The organism is SAR324 cluster bacterium, from assembly GCA_029245725.1.
Taxonomy (GTDB): Bacteria; SAR324; SAR324; order SAR324; family NAC60-12; genus JCVI-SCAAA005.
In genome coordinates this window covers 51285-66519 of sequence record JAQWOT010000186.1, presented here as the reverse complement: position 1 = coordinate 66519, position 15235 = coordinate 51285, and the positions used below count along the sequence as shown (strand labels likewise).

Sequence of the window (15235 nt, the reverse complement as noted above, 5' to 3'; positions counted from 1 at the left end):
GAAGGATTTTTCATGGACACACCACCAACGATTTTTCCACTTTGGGAACTGCCAATGCTACCCATCGCTGGACGAGCCGAGCGATTTCCAGTTCACCGCATTTTCTGCATCGGCCGCAACTACGCAGAGCATGTAAGAGAAATGGGCAACGACCCAGCTGGCAAACCCATTTTTTTCACCAAGCCCTCTTCCAGCTTACGACACAATGGGGACCAGATTTCCTACCCACTGGCAACAGAGAATTTTCATCACGAGGTAGAGTTGGTTGTCGCCCTGGACAAGGGAGGCACCAACATTCCAATCGAGCAGGCCCAGGACCACATCTATGGCTATGCAGTGGGGGTCGATCTGACTCGACGTGATCTGCAGGAAGTCGCCAAGGCCAAGGGACAGCCCTGGGATGCCAGCAAAGCCTTCGACGACTCCGCGCCTTGCTCTGAATTACACGAAGCCAGACAAATAGGGCACCCCAGCCGGGGAGCGATCTGGCTCAGTGTCAACGGTGAAATGCGGCAGCAAGGAAACCTGAACCAGCTGATCTGGAATGTTCCAGAAATCATCAGTGCACTCTCTCAGTCCTTCCATCTGCAGGCGGGCGATTTGATCTTCACAGGTACCCCCTCCGGAGTAGGGCCTCTGGAGATCGGAGATCAAGTAGAAGCTGCCGTCGAAGGTATCAGTGTTCTACGCTTCGAGATTGTGGAAGTGGCGGATGCCTGAACGTGGTGAAGTCGCAATTGTCGGCAGTGGACTAGCTGGATCTGAAGCTGCCTGGCAACTGGCACAACTCGGTCGGCAGGTAGACCTTTATGAAATGCGACCACAACGTCCAACTCCAGCCCACAAGACCAGCGACTGTGCCGAACTGGTCTGTAGCAATTCCTTCAAGAGTCACTCGCTGGAGAATGCCCATGGACTACTCAAAGCGGAACTGAATCAGTTTGGTTCCCTCATCCTGCAGACCGCAGAACGCTTTGCTGTGCCAGCTGGACAGGCTCTGGCGATTGACCGTCAACCTTTCTCTGCCTCGATCACCCAGCAGCTGTCACATCACCCAAACATCCACCTGTTACGAGAGGAAGTTGAAGATCTTGGCAAGCTGTTGGATCACTATGCTGCGGTCCTTGTAGCTACCGGCCCGCTGACCTCCGATGCACTGAGTGAATCACTACAGCAGTTGATCGGGATCGGGCATCTCTCCTTCTATGACGCAATTGCTCCGGTAGTGACAGCTGAGTCCATCAACTCCCAAGTAGCTTTTCGGGCGTCTCGCTATGACAAGGGAGAGGCTGATTATCTCAACTGTCCCTTCTCTCAGCAGCAGTACGAGGATTTTGTGGCAGCCATCCTGATAGCTGACAAGGTGCCGATGCACCAGTTTGAGGATGTGCGACCCTTCGAAGGCTGCCTACCAATTGAAGTAATGGCAGAGCGAGGGCTCGACACCCTGCGATTTGGCCCAATGAAGCCGGTAGGACTACCCCATCCAGAAACTGGGGAACAGTTTCATGCCATTGTTCAGTTACGCCAGGAAAATACGCTGGGTACGCTCTACAATCTGGTTGGCTTCCAAACAAAAATGACCTGGACCGCACAACAACAAATTTTTCGAACGATTCCAGGATTGGAAGAAGCTGAATTTGTCCGCTTGGGTTCCATTCATCGCAACACTTTCCTGAACAGTCCAAAATTGCTGACCAGCCGACTGCAGTTGCAGCAAGAGCCTAGGCTGTTCTTTGCTGGTCAGTTGACTGGAGTGGAGGGTTACACAGAATCAACTTCGATGGGATTGGCTGCCGCCTATTTCCTCCACCACGAACTCCAGAGAGACTCACTCCCAGAGTTGCCCAGCATTACGATGATGGGAGGCCTGATTCGTTACCTGACCACTACTGATCCCAAGCACTTCCAACCAATGAACGCTAATTTTGGTCTACTGGAACCCCCTCAGCAACGTATACCCAAGCCCCAGCGTAAAGCCTGGCTGGCTGAACGAGCCATGAGAGCGCTGCAGCAGTGGCGGGAGTCCGGCAAACTTAGAACCTCAGTGACTGATGTATGACTTGGTTCGAAGCTTCGATTTTAGGGCTGGTGCAAGGACTGACAGAATTTTTACCGATCAGCAGTACTGCCCACTTACGGATTGTCCCAGAATTGCTGGGCTGGGAAGATCCCGGTGCAGCCTTCTCCGCTGTGATCCAGCTGGGAACCCTGCTAGCTGTCCTTCTGTACTTCCGCAAAGACGTACTGGAGTTGATCACTGCTGCTTTGCGGAGTCTCTGGAATCGAAACCTGATGGAGACCCCTAGCTCCAGGCTTGCGTGGGCGATTGCCTTTGGGAATCTACCAATCATTGTGCTGGGGTTGGGATTCAAGGACTTTATCGAGACAGATGCCCGGAGCCTCTGGATCATTGGAGGAGCGCTGATTCTCCTTGGCTTGGGACTCTATGCTGCGGAACGCTTCGCCTCTGGCAGTCGTGATGCCAGCCAACTGAGCTTTCAACAAATTCAATGGATCGGACTTTGTCAGGCCTTGGCCTTGATCCCAGGTTGTTCCCGCTCGGGCTCAACGATCATGGGAGGTCTGCTCGTGGGCATGAATCGAGCGGAGGCAGCTCGGTTTTCTTTTCTACTGGGCTTACCTGCCATCCTGGGAAGCGGACTTTTTCAACTCAAGGCGCTTGCAGAAACAGGTTTGGGAGAATCTGGGCTCCTCAATATCGGTCTCGGCGTATTCTTCGCATTTCTGAGTGGCTATCTTTCTATTGAATTTCTGCTGCGCTTTCTGCGGCATTATGGCACTCTGCTGTTTGTGATCTATCGTATTTTGCTGGGAGCAGTGGTCCTGTTCCTGGCTGTCTGAGAGAGAAGACCGATGTCCATCACGCGTATGCTGTTATCGCTGGGCCTGATTCTAGGCGCCTGTACAACCTTCAATCAGGAAAACTACACGGAGTGCATCCCTCTAGTCGAAATCGACCGTCAGGCAGCCCGAGCGCAGAAAGATTACAGCTATGATGCCGTCAATTTCAGCTATTGCCGCGCCCCGGCACGCTACAAAAATCAGTTGGAAGAGGAATGATCAAAAAATGATATTATTTGTGGAATAATCCATTTGCCCTTTGAAATCTGATTTGTTAGGTTGCCTGAATGTAAAAATTTAACCATTTCCGCAACAAACTGCTCTTTGGCAAAGACACTCATCTTTTCCAAATTATTGAGTAGGTGGAATCATTGTGAATCCGTCTTTCGGATTTTTTCTTCTTCCCTTATTGAAGAATTTGTCAACAGGAGAACTCATGAAGTTGAAGAACTTGTTTGCCGCTAGCGCCGCAATTGTTCTAGGCTTAGGTCTGGGTGCCAGCGTACAAGCCGCCGGTGATCCAGCCAAAGGTCAGGCTCTTTACGCAACCTGTGCGTCCTGCCATGGGGCCAATGGAGAAGGCAACCAAGCCCTCAATGCTCCAGCCATTGCTGGACAGCAAGACTGGTATCTGACCCGACAGTTGAAAAACTACCAGGAGGGTATTCGTGGCACACACGCCAAAGACGTTTACGGCATGCAGATGCGTCCAATGTCGATGGTGGTGATGGGTGATGACAAAGTTGCAGACGTGGTGGCCTACATAACTAGTCTGCCAGTCCCAGGAAATACAGCTGTTACCTTAGGTGGTGATCCCAACGCTGGACAGGCCAATTACATGGTTTGTGCCTCCTGTCATGGGATGAAGGGGGAAGGGAATCAAGCCCTCAATTCGCCAAGAATCGCCGGACAATTTGATTGGTACACTCATCGCCAGTTGATGAACTGGAAAAATGGAATCCGTGGCACTCACCCAAAAGATATGTATGGTGCTCAGATGGTCGGCATGGCTGCCACACTGCCTGATGAAAATGCAGTTAAAAATGTTGCCGCTTACATTGCTAACCTGAAGTAAGCTACTCGTCTGGTTTCCGGATCTCACCGTGGAGATCCGGATCTTCCCACCTATCCGATCATTTATTCTTCTGCAATTTCTGTTACGACCGATTCCCCACTTGTTCTGATCTGTCTGCTTCGCTATTATTTCACTCTTTGTCCATTGCTCCATTTCGTTTTTTCTGAAGAGGTTCCCCTATGAGTGACTCTCCACAATCATCCGGTCATCGCAAGTATTCGTCTCAAGTCACAGAAGGTATTGAGCGGGCTGCCAGCCGAGGCATGCTGTACGGTGTTGGCTTCCAAAAATCTGATTTTCAAAAGTCCCAGATTGGTATCGCTTCGACTTGGGGCATGGTCACTCCGTGCAACATGCACATCAACCGTCTGGCAGATGATGCAGCCCGAGGCGTAGAGGATGCGGGAGGCAAGGCCATGCAGTTCAATACGATCACGATCAGTGATGGCATTTCGATGGGAACTGAAGGCATGAAATACTCCTTGGTTTCCCGGGAAGTGATCGCAGATTCGATTGAAACTGTGATTGGTTGCCAAGCCTATGATGGACTCGTTGCCATCGGTGGTTGCGATAAGAATATGCCGGGCTGCATGATCGCTTTGGCTCGGTTGAATCGTCCTGCGATCTTCGTTTATGGTGGCACCATCATGCCAGGTCGGGTGAACGACAAGAACGCTGATATTGTCACGATCTTTGAAGCCGTTGGACAGCGGGCCTCCAACAATATCAGTGATGAACAGTTGGAAGAAATTGAAGCCAAGTCGATTCCAGGTGCAGGATCTTGTGGTGGGATGTACACAGCCAACACAATGGCCTCAGCAATTGAAGCAATGGGGATGAGCCTACCAAACAGCTCTGCCATGGCAGCCATTTCTCCAGAAAAAGCTGAGGACTGCTTCCGTTCCGGAATTGCAGTACAAAAATTGGTCGAGTGCAACATCTGTCCACGCGACATTATGACCAAGAAGGCTTTTGAAAATGCAATCACCGTTGTGACAGCTCTTGGTGGCTCAACCAATGCGGTATTGCATCTGCTAGCGATGGCACATGCTGCGGAAGTGGATCTGACCCTGGAAGACTTTCAGCGGATAGGCGCCAAAACCCCAGTACTGGCCGACCTAAGACCAAGTGGTCGCTTCCTGATGGTCGATCTGGTCAACATTGGTGGCCTACAACCACTGCTCAAGCGTCTATTGAACGCTGGTATGCTACATGGTGACTGTATGACAGTCACTGGCAAAACCATGGCAGAAAATCTGGAAGGGGTCGAAGACTATCCAGCAGACCAGGAAGTCGTGATGCCCTCCGACAAACCGATCAAACCCAATGGACATTTGGTCATTTTACGTGGAAATCTGGCTCCAGAAGGTGCTGTTGCCAAGATCTCCGGTAAAGAAGGCCTCAATTTCTCAGGAACCGCTCGGGTCTTTGATTCTGAGGAAGAAGCTCTTCGGCGAATTCTGGATGGAACCGTCATCAAGGGAGATGTGATTGTCATTCGTTACGAAGGTCCTCGCGGTGCTCCGGGGATGCGTGAGATGCTCTCACCCACATCCGCTATCATGGGCCGTGGACTTGGTAAGGAGGTCGCCCTGATCACCGATGGACGCTTCTCTGGAGGAAGCCACGGTTTTGTGATCGGCCATGTTACTCCAGAAGCGTACGCTGGAGGCCCCTTGGCAATCGTCCAGGATGGCGATCCGATCACCATTGACGCTGAAAAGTGCCAACTCAACCTGGATCTGCTGGAAGCAGAAATTCAGCGACGCCTACAGAACTGGCAAACACCCGCACCAAGATATGAGCGTGGTGTCTTGGCCAAGTACGCCCGCAGTGTCAGTTCAGCCTCTTTGGGTGCCGTTACGGACCTCTAGGTCTAATCTTCACGCAGCTGGAGGTATTATCAACTCATCCAGCTGTATCTTCCCTTGCTCATTCTCCTAAAAATGCCTTCCCTGCCACACCTCGTGCTGGGAACCAGTGGTCACGTCGATCACGGCAAGACCACGCTGGTTCAGGCACTGACCGGTATCGATGCAGATCGCCTAGCAGAAGAAAAACGCCGGGGGATTACAATCGATCTAGGCTTTGCTCACATGGAACTGGAAAGTATTCGGATCGCTTTCGTTGATGTTCCTGGGCACGAGCGCTTTGTTCATAATATGCTGGCTGGAATCAGCGGATTGGATGCAGTGCTCCTTGTCATTGCGGCAGATGAAGGAGTGATGCCCCAGACTCGAGAGCATCTGCATATCTGCCGATTATTGGGAGTCCAGCGGGGCCTGCTGGTCCTGACCCGGTGTGATAAGGTGGATGATCCAGAAATGCTGGATCTCTGTGCTGATGAGGTTCGTGAGTTGGTGAAAGACACATTCCTGGCTGAGGCACCACTACTCCGAACCTCCGCCAAAACTAGGGAAGGTCTGGATGAACTGCAAAATGCTCTGCTGCAAATAGCCTCCGAGACCCACCGTACAAACAGTGACCGTCCCTTTCGGCTGGATGTGGATCGATCTTTTGGCATCAAGGGATTTGGAACTGTTGTCACAGGAACCGTTCGCAGCGGAAATCTGAAACTAGAAGAAGAAGTGTGGCAATGGCCACTACAACATCAACGGCGTATACGCAGTCTTCAGGTTCATGGAATCCCAGTGGAACAAATCTGGGCTGGTGAACGAGCTGCAATCAATCTGTCCCAGATTTCTGTCGAAGAAATCCAGCGGGGTGATCAATTGGCAGCCACTAACTCCTTGCTGACTTCTTACTTACTCGATGGAGAACTCGAGGCACTGGAAGATCTATCATCTCCTTTGCGTCATCGGGAAAGAGTGCAGTTGCATCTCGGCAGTGCATCAGTTCCTGCATGCTTGATCCCCTTGGAAGAAGCACAGCTAGCTCCCGGAGAAACCGGGCTGGTTCAACTCCGTCTCGAACAAGAATTGAGTAGTCGGCATGGCGATCGATTTCTGATTCGAGGCAGAAGCCCCTTGCGTACTTTGGGAGGGGGGACTGTGCTCGATGCTGCACCAAACAAATCACGCAGATTGCGGCAGGAGCGGGCACAGCGGTTGCGTCAATTGAGTCAGGGCTCACTCTCTGAACAAATTCAGTCTGCTACCTGGCTTCAAGGACTCCAGGGGACCAGCTTAGCGGAGTTGGCACTGAGAACCTCTGGATCGACCAAGGCTCTCCAGAAAGAGGTCGCTGGCTTGCTGAGCCGACAAGTGCTGGTACAGGCCGGTCAGCCCCAGGCTTTGTTGTTCCATCCAGAACATCTGGAACGTGTTGGACGTTTTGTGCAGCGTCAACTAGATCAACAACACCAGGAATTTCCTGAGCGTGAGGGACTACCCGTAGCTGCCTTGCATGGGAAATTACAGCGTATCTTTCCCCTAACTGGAGTGAGTGAAGGACTGCTGAAATTTTTTGAACGCCAACAGCTTTGTAGTCGTCGTGGTGAATTCTATGCCTTGCCTAGTCACCAAGCACAGCAGGGAAAAACAGCCGTCACTCAGTTGGAAGCTTTACTGGCATTATTGAAAGAGGGTGGTTTTCAACCGTTACGACAAACACAACTACTGGAACAAGCTGGCTTGGATGAACGAACGGCCCTGCCCCTGCTCAAGCAGGCAGTTTTTCACAAGCAATTGGTTCGAGTTGCTGAGGATCTCTGGTACTTGCCTCCACAACTGGAACACTTCCGTGAACAGTTACAACAGTGGTTTTCCACTCATGAGACGATCAGTGTGATTGAGTGCAAGAAACTACTACAGACTGGACGCCGGCATGCGCTGGAGCTTCTGGAGTATGCGGATCGTCAGTATTGGACACGACGGATTGACAATCACCGGGTTCCTGCAAAACTATTGCACTGAAGGCTGTTTCACGTAAGATCCACTATTCTTATGAGGTTTCGAATGCAATGGCTCGCACCCCAGTCTCGCTTTCTGCTCAAAAACTTGTTCAAACGCAACTATGATCACCTGCGACCCAGCGCACAGAAGACAATCAATTGGACCGTTCTGGGCGTGGATGTCGCGGCCATCTGGTTGCTCCTGTCAATGCTATAAGCTACTGCTGCTTTTTCTGCTTTGGTTCATTGGCGCTGGCTCTCTTGCAGCACAAAGTCTGCTGAGTCAGCCGCAGGAACTGGAGCAAGGTCTGCAACAGCTTTTTCCTCCACTCTCTGCCCCTGCTGCTTCAGTTTCTGCTGTTCAACCAGAACAGTCCCCATCCAGAGTAGTTTTCCCCTATCGCTACAGGGGAAACATCCCAGAATTGGATGCTTTGCTTCCAGCAAATCCAGAATTGGCTGCGGAAGAATTGATTCGCCAACAAGCCTTGTTGCCTGAAGAAGAGAAAGAATACTACCGCTTACGAATCGGGGCTGCTCAAATAGATCGTTCAAACATAGAAAGCTTCGTAAAAGCCTTTCTCTCCCACTATCCTCGTAGTCGCTACCGTGATCAGGTTTTTCTGATCTGGTTGGAGCAAAGCCCGGTCTGGACACCCACCTTGGAAGCCGCAGCATCTATTTTCGTACAAGATGCTGATTCTCAGCAACTACGCTACTACTTATCACTACGTGGCCGAACAGCTGAAAATCAGGGAAATCTAGCTGACGCCTTGCGCTATCGCCTGGAGGAAGCACGCTTACTGGATACCGAGCAGCAAAAAGAATTCAGTAAAACCCTAGAGAACCTGTTTGAAAAAATCCCTAATTCCAGTGTGCTTGAGCAATTCAGTAATGAGTTTGCCGACCTTCCCTTTATTCAGCAGGCACTCCCCCAACTACGCTTGGACAGGCTTGTGAAGGAGAGGAATTATGCAGATGGACTATTGCTCTGTGAGCAGCTGCTGCAGGAAGCCAACCTGAAGGGAGATCGCACAGAGATCCTGCGCCTGGAGAACTTACAGGAGTTCCTGCGACGTCGTGCTCAACTCAAACCCCATCGAGTTGGTGTGCTGCTGCCATTGACGACGACCATTCCTACCGCAGCACGCTTGACACAGCAGACGATTGAAGGGTTGCGGCTGGCTTTACAAGAAGCTCCTCCCCTCCCCAAGGACAACCACACTGTAGAGCCTTTGGTTGACAACCTCACGAAATCAACTCCAGCCGACAATACCAGCGTGACCACGGAAGCAGAAATGGTGGTCACCACTTCGACAGACAATATCACTTCTGTAGGTGATTTCGCAGATCCAGTGACATTTTCTCGGATAGATAACCAGACTACTCCTCAGCCAGACAATCAAACTGAGATCATCAAGGCAGAACCCCTACAACTACCCCTACCACCTCGGTGGGAATTTGTGTTCCGTGACACGAAACTAGATTCCGATACCGCTCGGCAGGGCTTCCGTGAATTGGTAGAAGATGAACACGTGATGGCTGTCATTGGCCCACTGGCTCGTAGAACTTCTGAAGCAGCAGCGGTGGAAGCGGAAGCATTAAAAGTACCGATGATTTCACTCTCGGTGACCACCAGTATCGCTGATCTGGGGGACTATGTTTTCCGCAACAACATCAGCTGGGAACAAGAAGTAGAGGCGCTACTGGATTACGCTACCGAGTACCTACAGGCACGCCGCTTTGTTGTACTCTATCCGGACAGTCGGGAGGGACGTGAGAAACTAAGAGTCTTCTGGGAACAAGCCAGAGCGATTGGTGCCCAAATTCAGAATATTCAGCGCTACGAAAACAGCCAGAACAGCTTCGTGGATGAGTTTGAGTCTTTCACCGGCATCCGTCGCTATCGAACTGATGAAGAAGATGCCCTGATTGAAAAACAAAAAGATCGGGGAGTGCCGGAGCAGAACTTTGATGCGATCTTCCTGATTGCTGGTGACCAGACCCAGGACCTGGAGATTATCTTCCCCTATCTCGAAGTCTACGGTCTCGAAGATTCTCTGATTTTGGGAGACAGCGGCTGGAACAATCCTCTGCTACTCTTTGCCCCCAAACGGGAAACCATCCGTCACGCTGTCTTCACTGATAGTTTCTTTCCTCGCAGTGAAGCCCAAGAGGTACAGCACTTTGTCGCAGAGCACGAGCGGTTCTTCTATCGCTACCAAGGATATATTGGCCCAACTGCTTACACGGCCTATGCGTACGATACTGCCAAGCTGTTGTTGCAACTGCTAACACAATCGGGGAATCAGGATCCGGATGCTCTGAGGGAGGCCTTGCTGAACCAACCACCCACTCAAGGTGTCACTGGGCGCTTTGAATTCCAGCCTAATGGTGAGGTCTGGCACCAAATGAACTTCTGGACGATGGGTCGAGACCGTTTCGTCCCAATTTCTCTGCCTACTGCGGAAGACTGATGCAAGAATTGACTGTAAATCTGCCTGGTCGAAGCTACCAAATCACCATTGGAATCAACCACTGGTCTCAATCTTTGACCAAAATACTCCAGGAGCGTAACACTCATAAGGTAGTTGTGGTGACCAATGATGCTTTACAACGGCTGTATCCAGACCTGCTTGCTACGGAACTTCAGCAAAATGGCTTCGAGACTGCGACCTGTGTAATCCCTGATGGGGAGCAGCATAAAACCCTCACTGACCTGACAAGAATTTATGACTTCCTGCTGGAGCGCTCTGCCAACCGAAAGACCTGGTTGATCGCCTTTGGAGGTGGGGTGATTGGAGACATGACTGGTTTTGCCGCTGGAACTTTCATGCGTGGTATTCCCTTCGTACAGGTTCCTACTACCCTGCTTGCCAATGTAGACAGCAGTGTTGGGGGTAAAACTGCTGTCAATCATCCGCTAGGCAAAAACATGATTGGTGTCTTCAAGCAACCAGAATACGTCTGTATTGATCTAGAATTTCTCAAGACGTTGCCGATTCGAGAGCTCCGAGCGGGTTACTTTGAACTCACCAAACATGGACTGATCCACGACCGTTCACTCTTCGAATTCCTACAACAGCAAACGCTGGAGCCACTGGATTTTGAATTTCTAGAAGAAGCCGTCACCCGATCCTGTGACGTCAAGCGCAGAGTTGTCGAAGAGGATGAGCAAGAAACCGGACTACGGGCTACGCTAAACTTTGGCCACACCCTGGGACACCTGATTGAAACCCACGCTGGCTACGGACAGTGGCTGCACGGGGAGGCCGTTGGTACTGGAATGCTCTTTGCGACCTATGTTTCCTGGCAGGAAGGCCATTTGACTGAAGAGAATTATCAACGCATCCGCGACTTTCTGTTGCCCCTGCTTCCCAAGGTCACCCTACCACAGCTGGATGCTATAGCATTTCGAGCCTTGTTACTTCACGACAAGAAAGCCGAGAACCAGGCTGTCAATTTCATCCTGTTACACAGTTTGGGGGAATGTTTCATTCAGCGCCAAATGTCTGTTGAAACGCTTTGGAAGCACTTTGGCTGCTTCCTGGAAACCTTTCCTCGGGCCTGCCACCTTGCTGCTTGAGTTGACCACTTCACATTGACTAGAGATTCTGCATGGAGCTGCTCGAAAGCCGCATCTACACCTTCGTTGATTCGACCAAACGCTTTGCCTTTTATTTCCTCGAAGGACAGCAACTGATCCAGGAACTGGCCTTGATCCATCCTCTACAGGGGGGGGGCTTTGCTTACTTTCGGGATGTTGTGCTGAGTTTCATGCCCATGCTGGCCTTGCTCAAGCACGGAGAACAGCTTGGCCTGTACCTCGACGCTGAAGATCCGTATCTTCGGGTTAAACTCGAAATCACAGCAGGAGGACATGTTCGTTGCTTGCTGATGCCAGAAGACCTCAAAGAGTTTCCAGAACGCATCACTGGCATTGTCCGAGTGCGCAAGAGTTTCCAGAACGCCAAGGAGCCCTACAATTCAATCATTGAAGTCAACGGAGTTTCTTTACGTAGCATCATCAATCAGGTGCTAGAGCGCTCCTACCAGTTCAATAGCCTGGTACGGGTTTCCCAAAATAGTGATCAGAGCTATCTAGTTCTGCAGCTGCCTGGGCTGCCTGGAGATACCGAGATTGATCATACCAGCGAAGCCTTGCTGCACTTTGATGAACTCTACGGACCACGCCTAGCGGACCTGATGAATCGTGGACTACAGCAACCAGAAGAACTCGCCGTCTACTTTCAGGAATTACAGTTCCAGCCAATGGGAGCACGCACGGTTCAGTATCACTGTAATTGCTCACAGGAACGCATGCTAGCAAACCTCCAATCGCTCTATATCAACGAAGGAAAAGCCCTCTTTGAACCGGGTCAGGCACACCTGGAAGTTACCTGCGAATACTGCAAGAGCCGCTTTGAAATTGCCCGAACAGAGATTGAAGCCATCCCACCGCTCTACAACTGAGCCCCGATGCTGCTAGCTTTGATCGAATGCTGGCAGAAAAATCCGATCCACCAGGCACTGGCCCAGTATCCCTACCGCAAATACGCACTCAGCAACATCCCCAACCTGCTGGGACTCTGGATACAACGTACTAAGGTTGGTTGGCTCACCTGGGAAATGACCCATTCCGGTTTCTGGCTGGGGGCGATTTCAATGGCTGAACTGGCTCCCTCCCTGCTGCTGGCTCCTGTAGCAGGAGTCTTTGCAGACCGGTACAGCCGCATCAAGGTACTTTGAATTACCCAGGGACTGATTTTTCTCCAGGCCTTGCTGTTCTGCCTACTGTTGCTGAATAATTTGCTAATCCTCCCTGTTTTACTTGGTCTGGTTTTGATGCAGGGGGTAGTCACGAGCTTCGCTCAGCCTTCACGGATGGCGCTGGTCTCTTCAATGGTACCTCACTAGCACCTGACATCCGCCGTTTCACTCAACACAATCATCTTCAACCTGGCAAGATTTCTTGGACCCATGCTGGCGGGAATTGGGCTGGTATGGCTGAGCCCAACCATTTTATTGGGCTTCAGCGCAACCGGCTACTGCTGGTTCTGGGGAGTACTGTGGTATTTAAAGATTCAGGAAGAGCACGTAGAGCAAGTTCGTCAAACTGCACCAACAAGCCTAATTCAAAGCATCCGCACAGGCTTGCACTATGCTCGTTAACATCCCTTGCTCGGACCCTGGTTAGCCATCTTTATCATACTCTGCCTTGGCGTTCGACAACTTGCAGAACTACTACCGGGGGTCTCAGATCTGTTGTTTCACCAAGTAGTAGAGGGATTGGCTTTGCTCTCTTCTGGGCTGGGACTTGGAGCCGTTGCTGGTAGCCTCTGGATGAGTCAGCAACCTCACGAAGCGCTGCCAAGAATTTTCCACTTTTCTGCCTGGGGCTTGTGTTTACTGCTAGCCATTCTCTCCTGGAGTCCATCGTTTGCGCTTGCTGTGATCGTTGTAGCGGGGTGTGGTTTGTTGCTGATGGTGAGTGGGATCTCAACCCAAACCATGCTGCAGTTGGAGGTGGAGTCACAGTTCCGGGGACGCCAGCTCGGTCTTTGTGGTCTGGTTCTTCGGGGAGGGCCAGCTACCGGTGCTTTGTTGGTCGGGACCACAGCTGACTGGATCGGGTTGGAATGGCCCCTGACGATTGCTGCGGCCTTAACAGGCTTAGTACTCTGGCGCATGCAGGCTCAGATTCCCAATGATACTACTCAGCCTCCTGGAAAAATGCCTTTTATAACAGCACCACCCTCATCACCCACTTGATCCTTCTTCTGAGCCAACGTTAAAACTTAAGAGTTGTTGGAGCCTATTTGTAGTGTCTGGAACATTCATCAACACACCTGGTAGCAATAGCGTTGGGGCACTCCAATTCATAATCCCAAAGAAAATATAGACTGGCTGATAACAGTAAGGACATTACATCCTTAGATCTCGAAATCTCAGAGATAGATTCATTTGTCTAAACTACCCAATTGCTCCAACTAGTGAATTCATAACTCAACTGAATATTAGCACTTTTATTTGCAAATAAAATAACTTGACATCAAAAAGAGTAAATAATAGAAAGTATTTTTTCAGTTTAATTTTCTAAGAGATTTTAAACTAAATTATCCAAATGATTATATGAGGTCAAAATGAGAATGATTAAATTATTCACAATATTCTTTTTAGTATTTCAATATGCTTCAATAGCATTCAGTGCAGAGACAGAAATAACAATATCAATTGGACCAAGAGGTTTTGGTGAAATGACACCAAGACTAATTGAAGAATTTATGAAAGAAAATCCTCAAATAAAAGTAAATTGGCAAAAGATTTCTGACGTACCTAATGAATCAAGAAAGTTATATGTTACAAATTTTACGGCTGAAAGCGAAAAGCCTGACATCATTTCAGTTGATGTTATTTGGCCAGGTGATTTTGCAAAAAGAGGATGGATAGCACCGTTAAATGATCTATTCACACAGGCAGAGCTAAGCAAGTACAATCAAAGTTTTGCTGAAGCAGCAACAGTAGATGGAAAACTGTATGCAATTCCACTTTATATAGATGGTACACATTTATTTTATCGCAGCGATTTATTGAAAAAATACGGATTTAAAGCGCCCAAAACCTGGGAAGAGTTGATAAGCCAATCGAAAACAATCCTAGAAGGGGAGAAAAATCCTGAATTAGTTGGATTTGTAAATATGTGGGCGAAGATTGAAGGTCTATTTATGAATTGGCTAACATTCTTCTATGGAGCTGGTGGAAAGTTCTTTGACGAGCAAGGCAAAATTGCGGTAAATAGTCCTGAAGGTGTAAAAGCAATGCAAGCAATGGTTGATATATTACACAAGCATAAAATCGCAAATGAAAGCATACTTACATTTAAGCCAAATGATGCAAGGGTTCTATTTCAACAGGAGAGAGCAGTATTTTTGATGGTACAAGATTTTGTAATAAGTCCTCTGAGTGCTGATGATTCTCCAGTCAAGAACAAATTCAAAATAACAAGAAATCCATATTTTGAAGGAAATGAGAATAGTCATTCTACTACGATAGGTGGATATTTATTAGCAATAAATCAGTTCTCAGAGCACAAGGAGGCCGCTGCAAAGCTAATCAAATATTTCACAAAGTATGAATCGCAATTAGAATCTGCAAAAGTTTCAAATAAAGCACCAACAATCAATGCAGTATACCAAGATCCTTCTCTGAAAGGTTCAGTTCTGCAAATTCTTGGAGCAAACTATAAGGTTGGAGTCGTCAGGCCATCAGCTGAAACTGGTGAACGCTATAGTAGAGTCTCCCAAATTATGCAGGCAGAAATTACAGAAGCACTGCATCAACGGAAAACACCAGCAAAAGCAATGGAGGATGCAGAAAACCAGATTAAACGATTCCTTCCTAGTGAAAGAAAATAACCATATGAATTCCGGGCACTGCTTACT

General features: G+C 49.5%; 13 protein-coding genes and 1 pseudogene. All 14 read left to right on the top strand.

Features of this window, described 5'->3' with window-relative positions; translation table 11 throughout:
* Positions 1–12 precede the first annotated feature (12 nt).
* Positions 13–720: a fumarylacetoacetate hydrolase family protein gene (locus P8O70_09890; GenBank protein ID MDG2197182.1), complete on the top strand. Its 708-nt coding sequence runs from the start codon at positions 13–15 to the stop codon at positions 718–720.
* Positions 713–2062: a methylenetetrahydrofolate--tRNA-(uracil(54)-C(5))-methyltransferase (FADH(2)-oxidizing) TrmFO gene (gene trmFO / locus P8O70_09885; GenBank protein ID MDG2197181.1), complete on the top strand. Its 1350-nt coding sequence runs from the start codon at positions 713–715 to the stop codon at positions 2060–2062. Before P8O70_09890 ends, trmFO begins: the two co-directional genes overlap by 8 nt.
* A complete protein-coding gene (uppP, locus tag P8O70_09880) occupies positions 2059–2865 on the top strand; it encodes an undecaprenyl-diphosphatase UppP (GenBank protein MDG2197180.1) in 807 nt (268 codons plus the stop codon). The genes trmFO and uppP overlap by 4 nt, the downstream gene beginning before the upstream one ends.
* Before the next feature lie 12 nt (positions 2866–2877).
* Positions 2878–3084: a hypothetical protein gene (locus P8O70_09875; GenBank protein ID MDG2197179.1), complete on the top strand. Its 207-nt coding sequence runs from the start codon at positions 2878–2880 to the stop codon at positions 3082–3084.
* A 217-nt stretch (positions 3085–3301) separates the two neighbouring features.
* Entirely contained in the window at positions 3302–3940 is a 639-nt protein-coding gene (locus P8O70_09870) for a c-type cytochrome (GenBank protein MDG2197178.1), read from the top strand.
* 179 nt (positions 3941–4119) lie between these two features.
* Positions 4120–5814: a dihydroxy-acid dehydratase gene (gene ilvD / locus P8O70_09865; GenBank protein ID MDG2197177.1), complete on the top strand. Its 1695-nt coding sequence runs from the start codon at positions 4120–4122 to the stop codon at positions 5812–5814.
* Between the two features lie 72 nt (positions 5815–5886).
* The gene (gene selB, locus P8O70_09860) at positions 5887–7815 is read left to right on the top strand and encodes a selenocysteine-specific translation elongation factor (GenBank protein MDG2197176.1); all 1929 of its coding nucleotides are present in this window, start codon (positions 5887–5889) and stop codon (positions 7813–7815) included.
* Between the two features lie 42 nt (positions 7816–7857).
* On the top strand, positions 7858–8010 hold the full coding sequence (locus P8O70_09855) for a hypothetical protein (protein ID MDG2197175.1): 153 nt from the start codon (positions 7858–7860) through the stop codon (positions 8008–8010).
* Complete coding sequence (locus tag P8O70_09850) at positions 7973–10270, top strand: penicillin-binding protein activator (GenBank protein ID MDG2197174.1); 2298 nt, start codon at positions 7973–7975, stop codon at positions 10268–10270. The genes P8O70_09855 and P8O70_09850 overlap by 38 nt, the downstream gene beginning before the upstream one ends.
* Complete coding sequence (aroB, locus tag P8O70_09845) at positions 10270–11379, top strand: 3-dehydroquinate synthase (GenBank protein MDG2197173.1); 1110 nt, start codon at positions 10270–10272, stop codon at positions 11377–11379. The genes P8O70_09850 and aroB overlap by 1 nt, the downstream gene beginning before the upstream one ends.
* 32 nt (positions 11380–11411) lie before the next feature.
* Positions 11412–12266 (top strand): Hsp33 family molecular chaperone HslO, encoded by an 855-nt coding sequence (locus P8O70_09840; GenBank protein MDG2197172.1) that lies wholly within the window; start codon positions 11412–11414, stop codon positions 12264–12266.
* Positions 12267–12272: 6 nt separating this feature from the next.
* Positions 12273–12542, top strand: a complete 270-nt coding sequence (locus P8O70_09835; GenBank protein ID MDG2197171.1) for an MFS transporter — start codon at positions 12273–12275, stop codon at positions 12540–12542.
* 171 nt (positions 12543–12713) lie between these two features.
* Positions 12714–13565 (top strand): annotated as a pseudogene (locus P8O70_09830) (MFS transporter).
* Positions 13566–13936: 371 nt separating this feature from the next.
* Positions 13937–15208, top strand: coding sequence for an ABC transporter substrate-binding protein (locus P8O70_09825; protein ID MDG2197170.1), 1272 nt, complete (start codon positions 13937–13939; stop codon positions 15206–15208).
* Positions 15209–15235: the final 27 nt, after the last annotated feature.